The organism is Microcella sp., from assembly GCF_033763155.1.
Classification (GTDB): Bacteria; Actinomycetota; Actinomycetes; order Actinomycetales; family Microbacteriaceae; genus Microcella.
The window spans coordinates 1-16,266 of the sequence record NZ_JANRKZ010000046.1; the positions used below are offsets into that span (position 1 = coordinate 1).

General features: G+C 66.8%; 15 protein-coding genes and 1 pseudogene. 4 read left to right on the forward strand and 12 right to left on the reverse strand.

From position 1 onward, the window contains the following. From SFU54_RS01960 to SFU54_RS01970, 3 genes and pseudogenes are all read left to right on the forward strand, one after another. Positions 1 to 329, forward strand: a pseudogene (locus tag SFU54_RS01960) (purine-nucleoside phosphorylase); the annotation flags it as partial. Positions 330 to 338: 9 nt separating this feature from the next. Beyond that, a complete protein-coding gene (locus SFU54_RS01965) occupies positions 339 to 2,018 on the forward strand; it encodes a phospho-sugar mutase (protein WP_319014637.1) in 1,680 nt (559 codons plus the stop codon). A gap of 126 nt (positions 2,019 to 2,144) precedes the next feature. Next, on the forward strand, positions 2,145 to 2,792 hold the full coding sequence (locus SFU54_RS01970) for a hypothetical protein (protein WP_319014638.1): 648 nt from the start codon (positions 2,145 to 2,147) through the stop codon (positions 2,790 to 2,792). Positions 2,793 to 2,806: 14 nt separating this feature from the next. Here the strand turns inward: SFU54_RS01970 and SFU54_RS01975 are convergent, their stop codons facing one another. Genes SFU54_RS01975 through SFU54_RS01995 form a run of 5 tightly spaced genes read right to left on the reverse strand, consistent with a single transcriptional unit; the run spans position 2,807 to position 6,577 of the window. Next, complete coding sequence (locus SFU54_RS01975) at positions 2,807 to 3,079, reverse strand: PTS sugar transporter subunit IIB (protein ID WP_319014639.1); 273 nt, start codon at positions 3,077 to 3,079, stop codon at positions 2,807 to 2,809. Next, complete coding sequence (locus tag SFU54_RS01980) at positions 3,076 to 3,528, reverse strand: PTS sugar transporter subunit IIA (protein ID WP_319014640.1); 453 nt, start codon at positions 3,526 to 3,528, stop codon at positions 3,076 to 3,078. Before SFU54_RS01980 ends, SFU54_RS01975 begins: the two co-directional genes overlap by 4 nt. Then, positions 3,525 to 4,643 carry an adenosine deaminase gene (locus SFU54_RS01985; RefSeq protein ID WP_319014641.1) on the reverse strand — a complete coding sequence of 373 codons (1,119 nt, stop codon included), beginning with the start codon at positions 4,641 to 4,643 and terminating at the stop codon, positions 3,525 to 3,527. The genes SFU54_RS01980 and SFU54_RS01985 overlap by 4 nt, the downstream gene beginning before the upstream one ends. Before the next feature lie 42 nt (positions 4,644 to 4,685). After that, positions 4,686 to 5,348 (reverse strand): IclR family transcriptional regulator, encoded by a 663-nt coding sequence (locus SFU54_RS01990; RefSeq protein ID WP_319014642.1) that lies wholly within the window; start codon positions 5,346 to 5,348, stop codon positions 4,686 to 4,688. Further along, positions 5,345 to 6,577: an adenosylhomocysteinase gene (locus SFU54_RS01995; RefSeq protein WP_319014643.1), complete on the reverse strand. Its 1,233-nt coding sequence runs from the start codon at positions 6,575 to 6,577 to the stop codon at positions 5,345 to 5,347. The genes SFU54_RS01990 and SFU54_RS01995 overlap by 4 nt, the downstream gene beginning before the upstream one ends. 62 nt (positions 6,578 to 6,639) lie before the next feature. Here SFU54_RS01995 and SFU54_RS02000 point away from each other — a divergent pair, with 62 nt between their 5' ends. Next, positions 6,640 to 7,611: a nucleoside hydrolase gene (locus SFU54_RS02000; RefSeq protein ID WP_319014644.1), complete on the forward strand. Its 972-nt coding sequence runs from the start codon at positions 6,640 to 6,642 to the stop codon at positions 7,609 to 7,611. Here SFU54_RS02000 and SFU54_RS02005 read toward each other — a convergent pair. The 7 genes from SFU54_RS02005 to SFU54_RS02035 form a co-directional block, all read right to left on the reverse strand. Next, positions 7,608 to 8,903 carry a thymidine phosphorylase gene (locus SFU54_RS02005; RefSeq protein WP_319014645.1) on the reverse strand — a complete coding sequence of 432 codons (1,296 nt, stop codon included), beginning with the start codon at positions 8,901 to 8,903 and terminating at the stop codon, positions 7,608 to 7,610. The genes SFU54_RS02000 and SFU54_RS02005 overlap by 4 nt on opposite strands. A 20-nt stretch (positions 8,904 to 8,923) precedes the next feature. Further along, entirely contained in the window at positions 8,924 to 9,346 is a 423-nt protein-coding gene (locus SFU54_RS02010) for a cytidine deaminase (protein ID WP_319014646.1), read from the reverse strand. A 10-nt stretch (positions 9,347 to 9,356) separates the two neighbouring features. After that, positions 9,357 to 10,685, reverse strand: a complete 1,329-nt coding sequence (locus tag SFU54_RS02015; RefSeq protein ID WP_413466541.1) for an ABC transporter permease — start codon at positions 10,683 to 10,685, stop codon at positions 9,357 to 9,359. Next, on the reverse strand, positions 10,640 to 11,971 hold the full coding sequence (locus SFU54_RS02020) for an ABC transporter permease (protein ID WP_319014647.1): 1,332 nt from the start codon (positions 11,969 to 11,971) through the stop codon (positions 10,640 to 10,642). The genes SFU54_RS02015 and SFU54_RS02020 overlap by 46 nt, the downstream gene beginning before the upstream one ends. After that, positions 11,968 to 13,482 (reverse strand): ABC transporter ATP-binding protein, encoded by a 1,515-nt coding sequence (locus SFU54_RS02025; RefSeq protein ID WP_319014648.1) that lies wholly within the window; start codon positions 13,480 to 13,482, stop codon positions 11,968 to 11,970. The genes SFU54_RS02020 and SFU54_RS02025 overlap by 4 nt, the downstream gene beginning before the upstream one ends. Positions 13,483 to 13,719: 237 nt before the next feature. After that, on the reverse strand, positions 13,720 to 14,799 hold the full coding sequence (locus tag SFU54_RS02030; RefSeq protein ID WP_319014649.1) for a BMP family ABC transporter substrate-binding protein: 1,080 nt from the start codon (positions 14,797 to 14,799) through the stop codon (positions 13,720 to 13,722). A 234-nt stretch (positions 14,800 to 15,033) separates the two neighbouring features. After that, positions 15,034 to 16,155 (reverse strand): mannose-1-phosphate guanylyltransferase, encoded by a 1,122-nt coding sequence (locus SFU54_RS02035; protein WP_319014651.1) that lies wholly within the window; start codon positions 16,153 to 16,155, stop codon positions 15,034 to 15,036. Positions 16,156 to 16,266: the final 111 nt, after the last annotated feature.

Here is a 16,266-nt window from a genome sequence, read left to right on the forward strand (position 1 = left end):
ACGCCAAGCGCTTGCGCGACCTCGCGCACACGGTCGACGCGAGCCTCGACGAGGGCGTCTACGTGCAGTTCCGTGGGCCGCACTATGAGACGCCCGCTGAAGTGCAGATGGCGAAGGCCATGGGCGGGCACATTGTCGGCATGTCGACGGCCCTCGAGGCGATTGCGGCCCGCCAGGCCGGCATGGAGGTGCTCGGGCTCTCGCTCATCACCAATCTCGCCGCCGGAATCTCGCCCGAGCCCTTGAGCCACGCTGAAGTGATCCAGGCCGGCAAAGACGCCGAGCCCGTCATCTCTGCGCTGCTCGCGCGCATTGTCGCCGCACTGTAGGAGGCACTCGTGACCACTCTCGATCTCGCCAAGGCGTGGCTCGACCAAGACCCCGACCCCGTCACTCGCACCGAACTCGAGGCGCTCATTCCGGCCGCCGAGAGCGGCGATGCGGCGGCAATGGATGCCCTCCGCGACCGCTTCGACACGCGCCTCACGTTCGGCACCGCGGGTCTGCGGGGTGAGCTCGGCGCGGGCTCGAACCGCATGAACCGCGTGCTCGTCTCGCAGGCGGCCACCGGATTCGCCCGCTGGTTGCTCGCCCGCGACGAGAACGCCAGCGTCGTCATCGGCTACGACGGTCGCGTCAACAGCGACGTGTTCGCCCGCGACTCGGCCGAGCTCATGGCGGGTGCGGGCCTGCGCGTCGTGCTGCTGCCGCGAGCCCTGCCGACGCCCGTTCTCGCTTTTGCGGTGCGCGAGCTCGGCTTGAGCGCTGGTGTCATGGTGACCGCGAGCCACAACCCGCCGCGCGACAACGGCTACAAGGTCTACCTCGGGGGCCGCGACGGCGGCTCGCAAATCGTGGCCCCCGCCGACGAGGCGATTCACGCCGCGATTCTCGCGGTCGCCGACACCGAGGTGGTCGGGGAGCTGCCGCGATCAAACGATTACGAGACGGCCGACGAATCGGTCATCGACGCGTACATCGCCCGCACCGCCGCGCTGGTGACCCACACGCCCGAGTCCGCCGTCATCGAGCCCGTGAGCTTCGTCTACACCGCGATGCACGGCGTGGGATGGGAGGTCGCGCAGCGCGTGTTCCGCGACGCGGGCCTCGGTGACCCGACCGTCGTCGCCGAGCAGATCGAGCCCGACGGCGCGTTTCCGACCGTCGCGTTTCCGAACCCCGAAGAGCCCGGAGCGATGGACCTCGCCTTCGCGACCGCCCGCGCCGCGGGCGCCGAGCTCATCATCGCCAATGACCCCGACGCCGACCGGCTTGCGGTGGCCATCCCCGATTCGTCTGCTCCAGAAGGCTGGCGGCGACTCAGTGGCAACGCTGTGGGTGCCTTGCTCGGCTGGCGGGCCGCGGAGCGTCTCGAGCGAGAGGGGCGGGAGGCGAAGTTTGCGGCATCCCTCGTCTCGTCGCCCGCACTGGCGGCCGTCGCTGCCGCGTACGGCATCAGCTACAGCGACACCCTCACGGGCTTCAAGTACATCTCGCGCGTGGGCGGCCTGGGCTATGGCTACGAAGAAGCGCTCGGCTACCTCGTTGACCCCCAGAAGGTGCGCGACAAAGACGGCATCTCGGCCGCGGTCGACTTCTTGGCGCTCGCGGGCGAGCTCAAGGCAGCAGGCCGCACGCTCGAGCAGCACCAGCGCGCCTTTGATGAGCGCTTCGGCGCCTTTGCGAGCGCGCAGGTCTCCCTGCGGGTCACCGACCTCAGCCGCATCGGCGCGATCATGGCCGAACTGCGCGACTCGGCGCCCAACCAGATCGGAGGCGTGCGCGTCGAGCAGGTTGACGACTTCATCGGCGGTTTCGGTGTCTTCGCCCCGAGCGACATTCTGCGGTTCTGGATGCGCGGCGGAGCCCGCGTCATCGTGCGGCCGAGCGGCACCGAGCCCAAGGTCAAGGTCTACATCGACGCATCGTCAGACCAGGGTTCGGTCGACGAGCGCCGGGCGGCCGCACAGGCCGAGGTTGCCGCGCTCGAGGCGGGCATGCGCGCGCTCATCGTGTAGCGCGCGGCGTTCGGCGCTCAGCGCTCGGCGTTCAGCGTTCGGCACCGTTTTTCGCATGAGTCCGCGAACGTTCGCGGCCACCCGTGAAGAATCGGGCCACACGCGCGCACCCGTAGGGTGGAGGGTATGAGCACCTCGAGTTCCTCCCCCGCCAGCGCGTCGGCCCGCTTGGTTGGCCCGCCCTCAACCCGCGCCGGAATCATCGCGGCTGCCGTGTCGCTCGCGATGATGCTCATTGGCACCATCCTCCTGCCGACGCTGTTTGCCGCGCCTGCTGACACCTCGGGTGTTGCTGAGGCCGATGTCGCGGCGCGCGACCGCGCACTGTTGCTCGGCAATGCCCTCGCGTTCTTCGGTCTTCTTCCGCTGCTGACCGCCGTGCACGCCTTCTTTCGCGAGCGCGCCCGCCCGCTGTGGGCTCTCGTCACCGCCTACGCCATCCTGCTGATTCTTCCGCTGGCGATCACGCTCGAAGCCATTACCTATCCGTCGTCGCTGTTGAACCCCGTCGGGCCGCTCTTGCCCCTCGTGTTGCTCTCGACGACGGGCGTCGCGGCCGGGTTCGCGGCAGGCGCCATCGTGCCGCTCGCCCTCGACGCGGCGACGGCCGGCAGGCGCCTCGCAGTCGCCGCGCTCATCGGCATCATCGCGATCCTCGCGATGTTCTTGCTGCAGCCCTACATCGCACCGCTCAGCTCCCTCGGCATCGGGGCAGCGCTGCTCGCGCGCACGGGCCGCTTCGACCGCAAGAACGGCCCCACGGGCCAGGGCTAAGCGGTTGAGAGCGATCAGCCGATCGCGGCCTCGAGCTTCGTGCTCAACTCGTCAGCGTCGAAATAGTTCTCGATCACCACGACGTCGGCGCGCGTCACGCCGATGGCCTCGACAAACTCGGCGCTCGTGAGAATCACTTGCGCGTCGGCGGCAACCTGACTCACCGAGGCGAGGTCGGCCGCGACGACCGTCGCGCTCAGCCCGAGGCGCTGCAGCACGCGTTCCGCGTTGACCTTCAAGATTCCGCTCGCGCCGATGCCCGCGCCACAGATCGTGACGATCTTCACGCGATGCCGCCGCCCGCGAGAATCGTGCGCACGGCATCCCGAGTCGTCGCCGCGGCGAGGGCGGGAATCGCCGCAGCGTCGTTGAACGCGTTGGCGAGTTGCGCCACGGCTTCGAGGTGGCCTTCGGCCGCAACCCCCGCCAAGCCGATGACGACGCGCACGGGGTCGTTGTGGGCGTGACCAAACTCGACCGGCTCGGCGAGCGTCACAACCGAGAGACCGTCGCACCGCACCTCGGGCCCGGGGCGCGCGTGGGCGAGCGCCAGACCAGGAGCGATCACGATGTAGGGGCCGTGGTCATCGACCATGCGAATCATGGCCTCGGTGTATTCGGCTGTCGTGCAGCCGCTGTCGACGAGGGCGTCACCGGCGAGGCGCACGGCATCTCGCCAATCAGAGGCGCGCGCGCCGAGCACGATGGCGCGATCGGCGAGGGCAGGCAGGCTCATGTCGCTGCCTCGAAACCGTCGATGAGGGTGTCCATGAGCGCCTCACGATCTTCAACCGGCAAGAACGCAGCCTGCGCGGCGTTGAGCTGCAGCGCCAGCAGGTCGTCGAGGTCGTAGCCAAATGCCTCTGCAACGAGGCGCAGTTCGCGACTGAGAGTCGTCGCGCTCATGAGGCGGTTGTCGGTGTTGACCGTGACGCGAAAGCCCAGTTGGTAGAAGAGGTCGAGCGGGTGGTCAACCATCTGGTCGCCCCACGCGGCAATCGCGCCGGTCTGCAGGTTCGAGCTCGGGCTCGTCTCCAGAGCAATCTGGCGGTCTTTGATCCACTCGGCGAGCAGGCCGAGCTCGGCAATCGTGGCGCCGCCCTCATCGCGCAGCGTGATGTCTTCGGCAAGACGAACCCCATGGCCGAGGCGCAACGCGTGACCGTCGCGCAGAGCGCCCCGAATCGACTCGAGGCCGTCGGCTTCACCCGCGTGCACCGTCGCCGGAAAGTACTCACTCGCCAGCAGGTCGAACGCGTCGCTCAGTCGGCTGGGCGGAAAGCCCGCCTCGGCACCCGCGATGTCAAAGCCCACGACGCCACGGTCGCGGTGCCTCAGGGCAAGCTCGGCGATCTCTCGCCCGCGATCAGCGTGCCGCATGGCGCTCACGAGCTGACCCACACGGATGCTGTGACCGCTGCTGCGCGCCTCATCAACCCCCGCGTCCAGACCCGCCTGCACGGCTTCGACGGTCTCGTCGAGCGACAGCCCGCGCGTGAGGTGCTGCTCGGGAGCCCAGCGAATCTCGCCCCACACCACGCCATCCGCGGCGAGGTCGAGCACGAACTCCTTGGCGACACGCTCGAGGCCCTCACGGGTCTGCATGACACCTACGGTCACGTCGAAGGTCTTGAGGTACTCAACGAGTGAACCCGAGTCGCTCTTCTCGGCGAACCAGGCCCCGAGTGCGGCGGCGTCCGTGGCCGGAACCTCGAGGCCAATCTCGTCGGCGAGCTCAATGATGGTTTGCGGCCGAAGACCACCGTCGAGGTGGTCGTGCAGCGACACCTTCGGCAGCGACTCGATCGCGATCTCGGTGCCGGGCAGGAGGTTCGCAGTCGCCGTCGTCATACCGTCAAACCTACCGGTTCGTTACCGAGTCGTGACCCAGAATTATCCACCGGCCGGCGCACCCAGGCGCTGAGAGATCGCCGCCGCCGCCGCGCGCGTGCGCGCCACCACGAGGTCGTGAGCCACGGTGCTCAAGCTCGTGCTCACGGAGGGAACCGTGAGGGCGGCCACCGTTGCTCCCGTGGCTCCGCGAATCGCGGCGACGACATCGGTAATGCCGTGCTGCATCGCATCAGCCCGCACTACTTCGAGGGCCCCGCGCAGCACCTCGCCCGTCGCCGTCGTCGCGGCATCGAACATCGCCCCCACGCGCACGCGATATCCGACGTCCGCGGGCGACTCGACCTGTGCAATCACGCGCACCCGGTGACCCTCGAGCACCGCAAGATTGCAACTCTGCTGCACCTCGAGGGCCAGCTCGTGCATGACGGGCAGCGCCGCCGCGCGCAGACCACGCAACGGCTCGTGCTGATGGGCCAGGTCAAACACGTGCGTGCCGAGCACGTAACCGCCGCCGCGCTCGCGCACGAGAAAACCCCGCCGTTCGAGCGTGACGAGCACGCGGAAGAGCTGCCCCACACTGCGGCCGGTGGCCTCGGCAATCGCGGATTGCGTGAGGGGCTCCGGGCTCGCGGCGAGCAGTTCGAGAATGTCGAGCGCCTTATCGACCGCCGGAACGCTGTATTCGGGAGCGGGCAGGCTCATCGGTGGGCGCCCATGGCGGCGAGCATCCGTCGCGCAATGTCGCGCTCGATGTCGTCGGGCACCGGCTGCGCATTGGGCGTGAGCGAGGCCGCGTCGCGCACGACGCGCTCGAGAGAGAGGGCCTGCAGCAAGAAGCCGAGGTCCATGGCCTCAATCGAGTTGCCCTTGGGCTCGCGGCCCGCGAGATTCATCATGCGCCCCTCGGCAAGCAGCACAACGTGGCGACCGCCGGGCAGATCGATGCGCTCGATCGCCTCGTCGAGTGTCGTGCGAGCCGTCGCCTGCGCGTAGAGACCGGGCACGTCGATCTCCCACGGGAAGTGGCCGGCGTTTGCCAGTACCGTGCCGTCAGAGAGCGCATCGATCACCTCGTGCGTCACGACATCCGGATGACCGGTCGCGGTGATAACGACCTCGGCCCAACTCGCCAGGTCGACAATGCCGCCCACGCGATAGCCATCCCACGCGGCCTCGAAGGCCTTGAGGTCGTCGACCTCACTCACCGCGACCTTCGCGCCCATTGCTCGTAGGTACTGCGCGATGCCGCGCCCGCACCAGCCATACCCCGCCACGAGAAAACGCCGACCAGCAACGCGCAGGTTGGTGATGCGCATGATGCTCTCGACAACCGACTGCCCCACCGAGTGCTTGTTCTCGCCGATCGCCTTGAGCAGCGAGTCGTTGATGACGATGAGCGGAAACGGGATGCGGCCCGCGAGTTCGGTGCGCAAGCGCATGCCGCCGCTCGTGGTCTCTTCCGTACCCCCGATGATGCCCGTGCCGCCCGTCGCGTCGCCCGCGGTGACCGCATCGGTGTCAACACGGGCGGCGGCGAGCACGGCAAGGTCCGCACCGTTGTCGAGCAGGATGCTCGGCCGCGCCGCATCCACTGCCGCAACGTTGGCGTGGTGCTGGTCGAGAGTGTCTGCGCGCGAGCCGAAGACCGTCATGCCTTGCGCGCGCAGGTATTCGACGATGTCGTCTTGCGTCGAGCCATGGTTGCCCGTCGCGACGATGTCGGCCCCGCCCGCCTGCAACGTCTCGAGCAACACCGCAGTCTTGGGCTCGAGGTGCAGTGACATGCCGATGCGCTGCCCGTCGAACGGCCGCTCGTCAGCAAAGCGTGCCCGCACGTCGGCGAGCAACGGCATTCGCGAGCGAATCCAGTCCGTGCGCGCGGCGCCACGCGCCGCAAGGTCATCGACATGGCGGCCAGGGTGCGAACTCATGAGCGCACTCTACACATGCGCAAGTCTCTTTCATATATGCAGTTCTGGAGTAGGCTCGGCGCATGGCGCTCCCCACCCCCGACTCGGCTCCCGAGAAGATCATCCTCGACTGCGACCCCGGCCACGACGATGCCGTCGCCATGCTTCTCGCGCACGGCTCGCCGGCGATTGAGCTGCTCGCCGTCACAACCGTCATGGGCAATCAGACGATCGAGAAGGTCACGCGCAACGCCCTCTCGGTCGCACGCGTCATCGGCATGGATGCGGTACCGATCGCCCGCGGAGCCCACCGCCCCCTCGTGCGCACCGTCGAAACGGCACCGGACATCCACGGGGAATCGGGGCTCGACGGGCCCGTGCTGCCGGAGCCCGTCGTCGAGCTCGACCCGCGCCACGCCGTCGACCTCATCATCGACACCGTCATGAGCCACCCGCCGAAAACCGTCTCGCTCGTGCCCACCGGCGCTCTCACCAACATCGCGCTCGCGGTGCGCAAGGAGCCGCTCCTGGCTGAGCGGGTCAAGCAAGTCGTCCTCATGGGCGGTGGCGTTCACGTCGGCAACTGGAGCGCCGTCGCCGAGTTCAACATCATCATCGACCCCGAGGCCGCGCACATCGTCTTCAACGAGCCCTGGCCACTGACGATGATCGGCCTCGATGCCACCCACCAGGCCCTCGCCACCGATGAGGTCGCCGCGCGCATCGCCGCCGTGGGCACCGCGCCCGCGCGCTTCGTCGGCGAGCTGCTCGAGTTCTTCGCCCACTCGTACAAGGACGCCCAGGGCTTTGATCACCCGCCCGTGCACGACCCGTGCGCGGTCGCCTACCTCATCGACCCCACGCTGCTGCGCGTCGTGAAGGCCCCGCTCGATGTCGAGCTGACCGGCGGGCTCACGCTCGGCATGACCGTCGCCGATCTGCGCGGCCCGGCCCCCGACGGATGCACGACGCAGGTTGCGCTCGACATCGACAACGACCGCTTCTGGAGCCTCATCGTCGACGCGCTTGAGCGCATCGGCGAGCCCGAGCTCTAGTCGACGACACCTGCGATGAGCGGCCCGCCCGTGACGATCTCGTCACCGGCGTCACCGATGCGATAGCCGCCCGCGAGCGCCTCGAGCGCGCGATCGAAGCGCGCGGCCTCGTTCGTGTGCATCGTAAACAGCGGCTGGCCCTTTGTCACGGTGTCGCCGGGCTTGGCGTGCAAGTCGATGCCCGCGGCGTGGTCGACCGGATCTTCTTTGCGTGCGCGGCCGGCGCCGAGGCGCCACGCAGCAATGCCAAAGGGAAGCGCGAGCTGCTCGACGAGCACGCCGTCGCGGTCGGCTGTGACGACGTGATGCTCGGCGGCTTCGGCCATCGGCGCTTCCGGGTCGCCGCCCTGAGCGCGAATCATGGCGTTCCAGGTGTCCATTGCCTGGCCGTTCTGCAGGGCACCTTCGACATCGGCATCGGTGATTCCGGCGAGCTCGAGCATGTGGCGGGCGAGGGTCACCGTGAGCTCGACAACATCAGCGGGGCCGCCACCAGCGAGCACCTCGACCGATTCGCGCACCTCGTTGGCGTTACCGATCGCGAGGCCCAACGGCACATTCATGTTCGTGAGCACCGCGCGCGTGGCGACCCCGGCATCCTCACCCAATCGCACCATGACCTTGGCGAGCTCGCGCGATTGCTCGATGTCTTTCAAGAAAGCGCCCGAGCCGAACTTCACGTCGAGCACGAGGGCGGCGGTGCCCTCGGCGATCTTCTTCGACATGATCGACGAGGCACTGAGCGGAATGCACTCGACTGTGCCCGTGATGTCGCGGAGGGCATAGAGTTTGCCGTCGGCGGGAGCCAGGCCCGATCCGGCGGCGCACACGACGGCACCCGCACTCTCGAGCTGCGCCATCATGTCGTCGACGCTCACGTTGGCGCGCCATCCCGGGATGCTCTCGAGCTTGTCGAGCGTGCCTCCGGTGTGGCCCAGCCCGCGGCCCGAGAGTTGCGGCACCGCGACCCCGAACGAGGCGACGAGCGGCGCGAGCGGCAACGTGATCTTGTCGCCAACGCCGCCCGTTGAATGCTTGTCGGTCGTCTTCTTCGAGAGACCCGAGAAGTCGAGGCGCGTGCCCGTGGCGACCATCGCCAGGGTCATGTCGCGCACCTCTTCGCGCGTCATGCCGTTGAGGAAGATCGCCATGGTCATGGCCGACATCTGCTCGTCGGCCACATAGCCGCGCGTGTAGGCGTCGATCATCCACTGGATCTGCTCGGTCGTCAGAGCGCCCTTGTCTCGCTTGGTGCGAATCAGGTCGACAACGTCAAACGGCTCGACAGCCATGGTGGTCTCCTTCGAGGCGCTCAGGCGCCAGCAGTGGTCGTGCCGTCGCGAAAGGCGGCGAGCGTGCGCGGCCCGAATGCGTCAGGCAGCACCTCATCAATGGTCTTGATGCCCGACACGGTCTCGAGCAGCATGCCCTCGGCCGAGTGCTCAAACAGCAGTTGCCGGCACCGGCCACACGGCATGAGCGCACCGCCGTTGCCATCGACGCACGTGAACGCCACGAGCTTGCCGCCGCCCGTCATGTGCAGACTCGACACGAGCGCGCACTCGGCGCACAGGGTGAGTCCGTACGACGCGTTCTCGACGTTGCAGCCCGAGATCACGCGCCCGTCGTCGACGATCGCGGCGACACCGACCGGAAAGTTCGAGTACGGCACGTAGGCGTGCGACATGGCCTCGAGGGCGACGGCGCGCAGAGCATCCCAATCGATATCGGTCACGGATGCGCCCCTATGACTTGATGTACGGCTTGCCCGAGGCGGCCGGCGGGCGCGAGAACCCGACGAGACCGGCCACGGCGAAGATCGTCACGAGGTAGGGAAGCATGAGCATGAACTCACTCGGCACGGGGGAACCCACGATCGAGAGCGTCGACTGCAAGTTGGTCGCGAACCCAAAGAGCAGCGCGGCGAGCGTTGCCCGAATGGGGTTCCACTGGCCAAAGATCACCGCGGCCAGGGCGATGAAGCCCGCGCCGTTGGTCATCTCTTTCGTGAACGAGCCGATCGCCGCGAGCGTGAAGAACGCGCCGCCGCCGCCGACAATGAGGCCGGCGAGCAGTACGTTCCAGAATCGCGTGGCGCGCACGTTGATGCCGACGGTGTCGGCAGCCTTCGGGTGCTCACCGACCGAGCGCAACCGCAGACCCCAGCGGGTCTTGAAAAGCGCAAACCACACGGCGGGCACGAGCGCGAACATCAGGTAGACGATGATCGTCTGGTTGAAGAGAATCGGGCCGAGCACCGGAATGTCGCTCAACAGCGGAATCGCGATGCGTTCGAAGCGCTCGGGCTTGTTGAACAGATCGGGATCGGCGGTCATGACCGTCGAGTACAAGAAGCTCGTGAGTCCGATCACGAGCACGTTGAGCACGACACCCACGATGACCTGGTCGACGAGGTACTTGATGGCAAAGGCCGCGAGCACCGCCGAGACCACGGCGCCTGCCACCATCGCCGCGAGCAGCCCGGCAATGGCGGAGCCCGTGAACGTGGCCACCATGGCCGCGACGAAGGCGCCGGCGAGCAGTTGGCCCTCGATGGCGATGTTCACCACTCCGACGCGCTCACTGATCACACCACCGAGCGAGCCGAAGATGAGGGGCGTGCTCACCGTGAGGGCTCCGGCCAACAGACCCACGAGCGGCACGGTCGACCCCGCCGCCGCCCAGGTCAAGAACCCGAGCAAGAACATGAGCGCGAAGATCGTCGTCAGCCACAGCGGAACCTTCGTGCCGCCACGAACGAGCAGAAACGCGTAGACCGCGATGATCGCCATGAGCACGACCGAGACGATGCCCGTGGCGTCGGCCGGGAGAACAATCGACGGCAAGATGATCGCGTCGGTGTCGTTGCTCAAGCGGTAGGTGGTGTCACCACCGCGCGCCAGCGCGATGAACAACACCACGCCGATGACGGTGAAGATCGCGAACGCGATCGGGGCCTTCCAGCTGCGCACGACCATCGCAGCAGGAGCGAGCCCTGAACCAGAGTCTTTAGTGGTCGTCACGACGCTCACTTGGTCACCTCCGCCGTGCGGGTGAGCTTCGGGGTCCGCCATTGAAACAACGGATCCGGGGTGGGTAGACGGAAGATCGATCGCACCAGGGGCGGCGCGGCGATGAAGAGCACGATGAACGACTGCACAACGAGCACGATGTCGACCGGAATGCCTTCCGAGGCCTGCATCGTGTAGCTACCGGCCTTGAGAGCACCGAACAGGATGCCCGCAAAGAACACTCCCCACGGCTTCGAGCGGCCCAGCAGAGCCACGGTGATCGCGTCAAAGCCGATGCTCGCGTCGAGACCCGAGGCAAAGCCGCCCGTGAAGTTGCCGAGCACCTGGTAGACGCCGGCGAGACCCACGAGAGCGCCGGCGATGAGCATGACCTGCACGTAGACACGCTCGACCTTGATGCCCGCGACGCGCGCTGCGTGGGGGTTCTCGCCGACCGCCCGGAAGCGGAACCCGAGGGCCGAGCGGTTGAGCAAGTACCAGACATAGATCGTCGAGACGATCACGAGGATGAATCCGAGGTTCAGGTTGTACGCATCACCGAGCAGCGGCGGAAACTGAGCCGTCTCGAGAATCGGGCCGCTCTTCGGGTTGTTTTGCCCCGGCGCTTGCAATGCACCCGGCGTGCGCAACAAGAACGAGACGAGGTAGAACGCGATGTAGTTGAGCATGATCGTCACGATCACCTCGTGCGCGCCCGTGCGCGCCTTGAGCAGGCCCACGAGGCCACCCCACAGTGCACCACCGATGAGGCCGACCACGAGCGCCACGATGAGGTGGATGACCGGCGGCATCGGGATGTAGGCGCCGACATAGCCAGCCGCAGCGGCCGCGATGAGCATTTGCCCGCGGCCACCGATGTTGAAGAGGCCCACGCGGAACGCGAGAGCAACACCCAGACCCGCCGCAATGAGGGGTGTCGCGTTGGCAAGCGTCTCGGTCAACGGCCGGATCGCCACCGCGAGGTCATCGACGCGGAGGTAGTTGAACACCGAGCCGCGGAACAGGGCCGAGTAGGCGCCCGCAACCGCATCCCACATCGCAGCGAGCGTGTCAGTGGGGCGCGAGAAGAAGTAGGCGCTGGTCTGGGCGACCGTCTCGTCGGTGAGAACAATCAGAATGCCGCCGAAGACGAGGGCGAGAAACACCGCGAGCACCGAAATGGCTGCGCTGCCCCCGAAGATCTCCTTGATGATCTGATTGCTGCGGGGAACCGCGGGCTCGGATGCGTCGCGCCCGGTTTCGTGCGCCACCACCTGTTCGTGCACCTTTTCGGCAGCCGTCTGCTCGTGCGACTCGGCCGCCTTCGGGTTCTTCGTGTCGTCGCTCATGCGGCCACCTCCGCCGGAGTTTCTCCGGCCATCATCAATCCGAGAACATCACGAGGGGTATCACCCGGCACAACGCCGATGATGCGCCCTCGGTACATGACCGCAATGCGGTCGGCGAGTGCCGCGACTTCGTCGAGTTCGGTCGAGACCACGATCACGGGAATGCCCGAGTCGCGCGTCGCCACAATGCGCTTGTGCACGAACTCGATCGAGCCCACGTCGAGGCCACGCGTGGGCTGCGCGGCGACGAAGAGCGCCAGCTCGCGGCTGAGCTCACGAGCAAGCACGACTTTCTGCTGGTTGCCGCCCGAGAGTCGACCTGCCGCTTGCGTGATGCCTTGTGTGCGCACGTCGAACTCGTCAACGCGCTCGGCGGCGAAACGCGCGAGCTCGTCGAGCTGCAGCGTTCCCCACTTGACGAAAGGCTCGCCCGTCGAACGGTCAAGCATGAGGTTCTCGGCGATCGAGAAGGTGCCGACGAGACCGTCTTCGGTGCGGTCTTCGGGCACGAAGCCGACCCCCGCATCCAGCACCTCCCGTGTCGAGGTGCCGACGAGCTCGGTGCCCTCGAGAGTGATCGAGCCGTGCACCTTGCTCTGCAGGCCCATGATGGCTTCGGTCAGCTCGGTCTGCCCATTGCCCTGAACGCCCGCGATGGCGAGAATCTCGCCGCGGTGCAGAGTGAACGACACGTGGTCGACGAGCACCTGACCCTGGTGGTCGGTGACCACGAGGTCGCTCACGACGAGCGAGGGGTCGCCCGGGGTCGCTGGGGCCTTGTCGACCGTCAGCTCCACAGCACGGCCAACCATGAGCGAGGCCATCTCGGCGTTGGTCGCGGTGGGTGAGGCCTCACCGACCACTTTGCCTAGACGGATGACCGTGATGCGATCGGCGACTTCGCGCACTTCGCGCAGCTTGTGGGTGATGAAGACGATCGAGGTGCCGTCATCGCGCAATTGACGCATGATCCCCATGAGCTCGTCGGTCTCTTGCGGCGTGAGCACAGCGGTCGGCTCGTCAAAGACGAGCACGTTGGCATTGCGGGAGAGAGCCTTGATGATTTCGACGCGCTGCTGAACGCCCACCGGAAGGTCTTCGATCTTCGCGTCGGGGTCAATGTCGAAGCCGAAGCGGCTCGAGATTTCGCGCACCATGGCACGGGCCGCATCGAGGTCGAGCAAACCGCCGGCCTTGGTCTGCTCATGACCGAGCATGACGTTCTCGGCCACCGTGAAAACTGGGATCAGCATGAAGTGCTGGTGCACCATGCCGATGCCGGCGTTCATGGCGTCGCCGGGGCCCGCAAACTTCTGCACGACATCGTCGAGCAAGATTTCGCCCTCATCAGCTTGGTAGAGGCCGTAGAGCACGTTCATGAGCGTGCTCTTGCCCGCCCCATTTTCACCGAGCAGGCAGTGAATCTCGCCCGGCTCGACAACGAGGTCGATGTGATCGTTGGCGGTCAGCGCTCCGAAGCGCTTGGTGATGCCGCGAAGCTCGAGCTTCATGCGCCATGGCCTTCCTGCGCCCTGTGACATGCGGCGCTGAATCGGATGCGGGGTACGGCTCATGCGGCTGCCCGAAGCGACCGCGGTGTGCTCGTGTCACCACTGTAGAGGAGAGCGAGAGGGCGAATCTGAGCAAGTACGCGCGCATCTGAGCAGAGCGAGCTCACGACACACACCCCAGAAACGGGCCGGGGGAGGCCAGCAGCTGCTGACCTCCCCCGGATGGAACCGTTGGTATTACTGACCGGGCGACGCCGGCGAGGTGACCTCGATCGAACCGTCGATGATGCCGGCGATCAGGGCCTCGAGCTCACCCGCGAGCTCCGGGTCAACAGCCGACTCGAAGTCGTGGAACTCGGCAACGCCGACGCCACCGTTCTCGAGCGTGCCGACGTAGGGAGCTGAGTCGAACGTGCCCGTAGCAGCACCGGTCACGACGTCGTAGACAGCCGTGGCGATGTTCTTGAGCACCGAGGTGAGAACCAGGTCAGCGATGTCGGGGTCCGACACGAAGATGTCCTTGTCAACACCCATGAGGGCGATCGAACGACCCGAGTCACGGATGGCCTCAGCAGCGCTGAAGTAGATCGGGCCACCGACGGGCAGGAGCACGTCAGCGTTCTGGTCGATGAGACCCTGAGCCGTGGTCAGCGCCTCGGTGCCGGGGGCGAAGCCACCGGTGAATGCGCCAGTCTGGCCAGCGAGGTCCCAACCAAGAGCCTGCACCGAGGTGCCCTTCTCCGAGTTGTAGTAGTCGACACCCTGAACGAAGCCGTCCATGAAGATCGTGACGGGCGGGATCGGGATGCCACCGAAGGTGCCGACAACGCCGGTCTCCGAGTAGCTCGCGGCAACGTAGCCAGCGAGGAACGCGGCCTCAACCGTGTTGAACTGAATCGGCTTGACGTTCGGAGCATCGATGAACTCGTCGATGATCGCGAAGTTGATGTCGGGGTTGGCCGCGGCGGCGTTCGTGGTCGCCTCGGCGAGCAGGAAGCCCACCGTGACGATCAGGTCGCAGCCCTGGTCAACGAGCTGCTGCACGTTGGGCTCGTAGGCGTTCTCGTCGGCCGACTCAACGGCGACGTACTCAACACCGAGCTCAGCGGCGGCCTGCTCCATGCCGTCAAGAGCAGCCTCGTTGAACGACTTGTCGTCCCAGCCACCGGCGTCAGAAACGATGCAAGGGGTGAAGTCGAGCGCCTCGGTCTCTTCGGGCGCCTCCTCCGGGGCTGCGGCGCAGCCGGCGAGCACGAGCGCGCTCGCGCCGAGCAGGGCAAGCCCGCCCAGGGCGCGCTTACGGGTAGTGATGGTCACTGTGTCCTCCAAAATTGCCGCCCAGCACGACGCTGGAGCGAATTGGCTCCACGTTAGCGAACGAAAAGGTTCTCTAGCAGTGCCGAAGGCCTCTGGTGATGCAAGCGTTACGAATCCGGGACGCGGCCGTAATGCCGCGGAAATGCTGGGCAGAACGCAATCGATGCGCACATTGGTGCGCGAATGAGCAGAACGGATGCGCGGCGCGAGCCGCTCCGAACCCCCGCTGTTCGACTAGAGCAGGTCGTCGCGCCCGGCCTGCTTGATGGCGTCGACGACACTCTTGACGCGCTGGGCGTGTTCGCGCGTGGTCACCAGCAGGGCATCCGGAGTATCGACGACCACGATGTCATGCACGCCGACGAGCGAGATGAGTCGCTTGCTCTGGCTCACGACGACGCCGCTCGACGAGTCGGCGAGCACGCGCGCGTGTTCGCCCAAGATCGCGAGGTCGCCCGGGCGGCCGCCCGAGAGCAGCTTGGCGAGCGACGAGAAATCGCCCACGTCGTCCCACGGAAAATCGCCCCGAATGACGGCCAGGCGCCCTGCGGCTGCCGCCGGCTCAGCCACGCTGTAGTCGATCGCGATCTTGGGCAGCAAGGGCCAGATGGCGTCGACCACGTCGCCGCGCTGAGGGGTGTCCCACGCTGCGGCAATCTCGAGCAGCCCCTCGTGCAACACGGGTTGGGTCTCCGCCAGTTGCGCGAGCAACTGGTCGGCACGCGCAATGAACATGCCGCCGTTCCAGAGGTAGTCGCCCGACGCCAGGTACGCCGTCGCTGTCTCGAGGTCGGGCTTCTCGACGAAGCGCTGCACGAGGTGCGCGTGCGGGGCGCCCTCGACCGTCAGCGCATCGCCGCACAAGATGTACCCGAAGCCCACCGACGGCTCGGTGGGCTTGATGCCGATCGTCGTAATGAAACCCTCGCGGGCCACCGCAACGGCTTCTGCCACCGCATGACGAAACCGCTCACCGTCAGAGATCACGTGGTCGGCGGCAAAGGAGCCGACAATCACGTCAGGGTTGCGGCGATGCAGGATGGCCGCCGCGAGGCCGATCGCCGCCGACGACTCTTTCTGCTCGCTCTCGAGCACGATGTTCGACTCGGTCAAGTCAGGAAGCTGCTGTTGCACGGCCGCGCGATGTGCGCGACCTGTGACCACCATGATTCCGTCGGCCCCCGCGAGAGGCAGCACGCGGTTCCAGGTGTCGCGCAAAAGCGTGAAGCCACTGCCCGTCAGGTCGTGCAAGAACTTCGGAGCCTCGGCTCGAGAAAGCGGCCACAGGCGGGAGCCAACTCCGCCCGCGGGAATGATCGCGTGAAAGTCAGGAAGCGTGCCTTCTATCGCCTGCATGCGCGCCACACTATCGGCAGCCTCACGCGGCGCGCGCCCCCCGTTCGGAGCACTCAGACAACTCGACGTAGACTTCGTGTATCGGCGACCACCAGCTGAGAATCGGAATCC

Bases quoted from the DNA above. Each gene is read 5' to 3' on its own strand.
- SFU54_RS01970 (WP_319014638.1), top strand. From the start codon at position 2,145: ATGAGCACCTCGAGTTCCTCCCCCGCCAGCGCGTCGGCCCGCTTGGTT.
- SFU54_RS01980 (WP_319014640.1), bottom strand. From the start codon at position 3,528: ATGAGCCTGCCTGCCCTCGCCGATCGCGCCATCGTGCTCGGCGCGCGC.
- SFU54_RS01985 (WP_319014641.1), bottom strand. From the start codon at position 4,643: ATGACGACGGCGACTGCGAACCTCCTGCCCGGCACCGAGATCGCGATC.
- SFU54_RS01990 (WP_319014642.1), bottom strand. From the start codon at position 5,348: ATGAGCCTGCCCGCTCCCGAATACAGCGTTCCGGCGGTCGATAAGGCG.
- SFU54_RS01995 (WP_319014643.1), bottom strand. From the start codon at position 6,577: ATGAGTTCGCACCCTGGCCGCCATGTCGATGACCTTGCGGCGCGTGGC.
- SFU54_RS02000 (WP_319014644.1), top strand. From the start codon at position 6,640: ATGGCGCTCCCCACCCCCGACTCGGCTCCCGAGAAGATCATCCTCGAC.
- SFU54_RS02005 (WP_319014645.1), bottom strand. From the start codon at position 8,903: ATGGCTGTCGAGCCGTTTGACGTTGTCGACCTGATTCGCACCAAGCGA.
- SFU54_RS02015 (WP_413466541.1), bottom strand. From the start codon at position 10,685: ATGGCGGACCCCGAAGCTCACCCGCACGGCGGAGGTGACCAAGTGAGC.
- SFU54_RS02020 (WP_319014647.1), bottom strand. From the start codon at position 11,971: ATGAGCGACGACACGAAGAACCCGAAGGCGGCCGAGTCGCACGAGCAG.
- SFU54_RS02025 (WP_319014648.1), bottom strand. From the start codon at position 13,482: ATGAAGCTCGAGCTTCGCGGCATCACCAAGCGCTTCGGAGCGCTGACC.
- SFU54_RS02035 (WP_319014651.1), bottom strand. From the start codon at position 16,155: ATGCAGGCGATAGAAGGCACGCTTCCTGACTTTCACGCGATCATTCCC.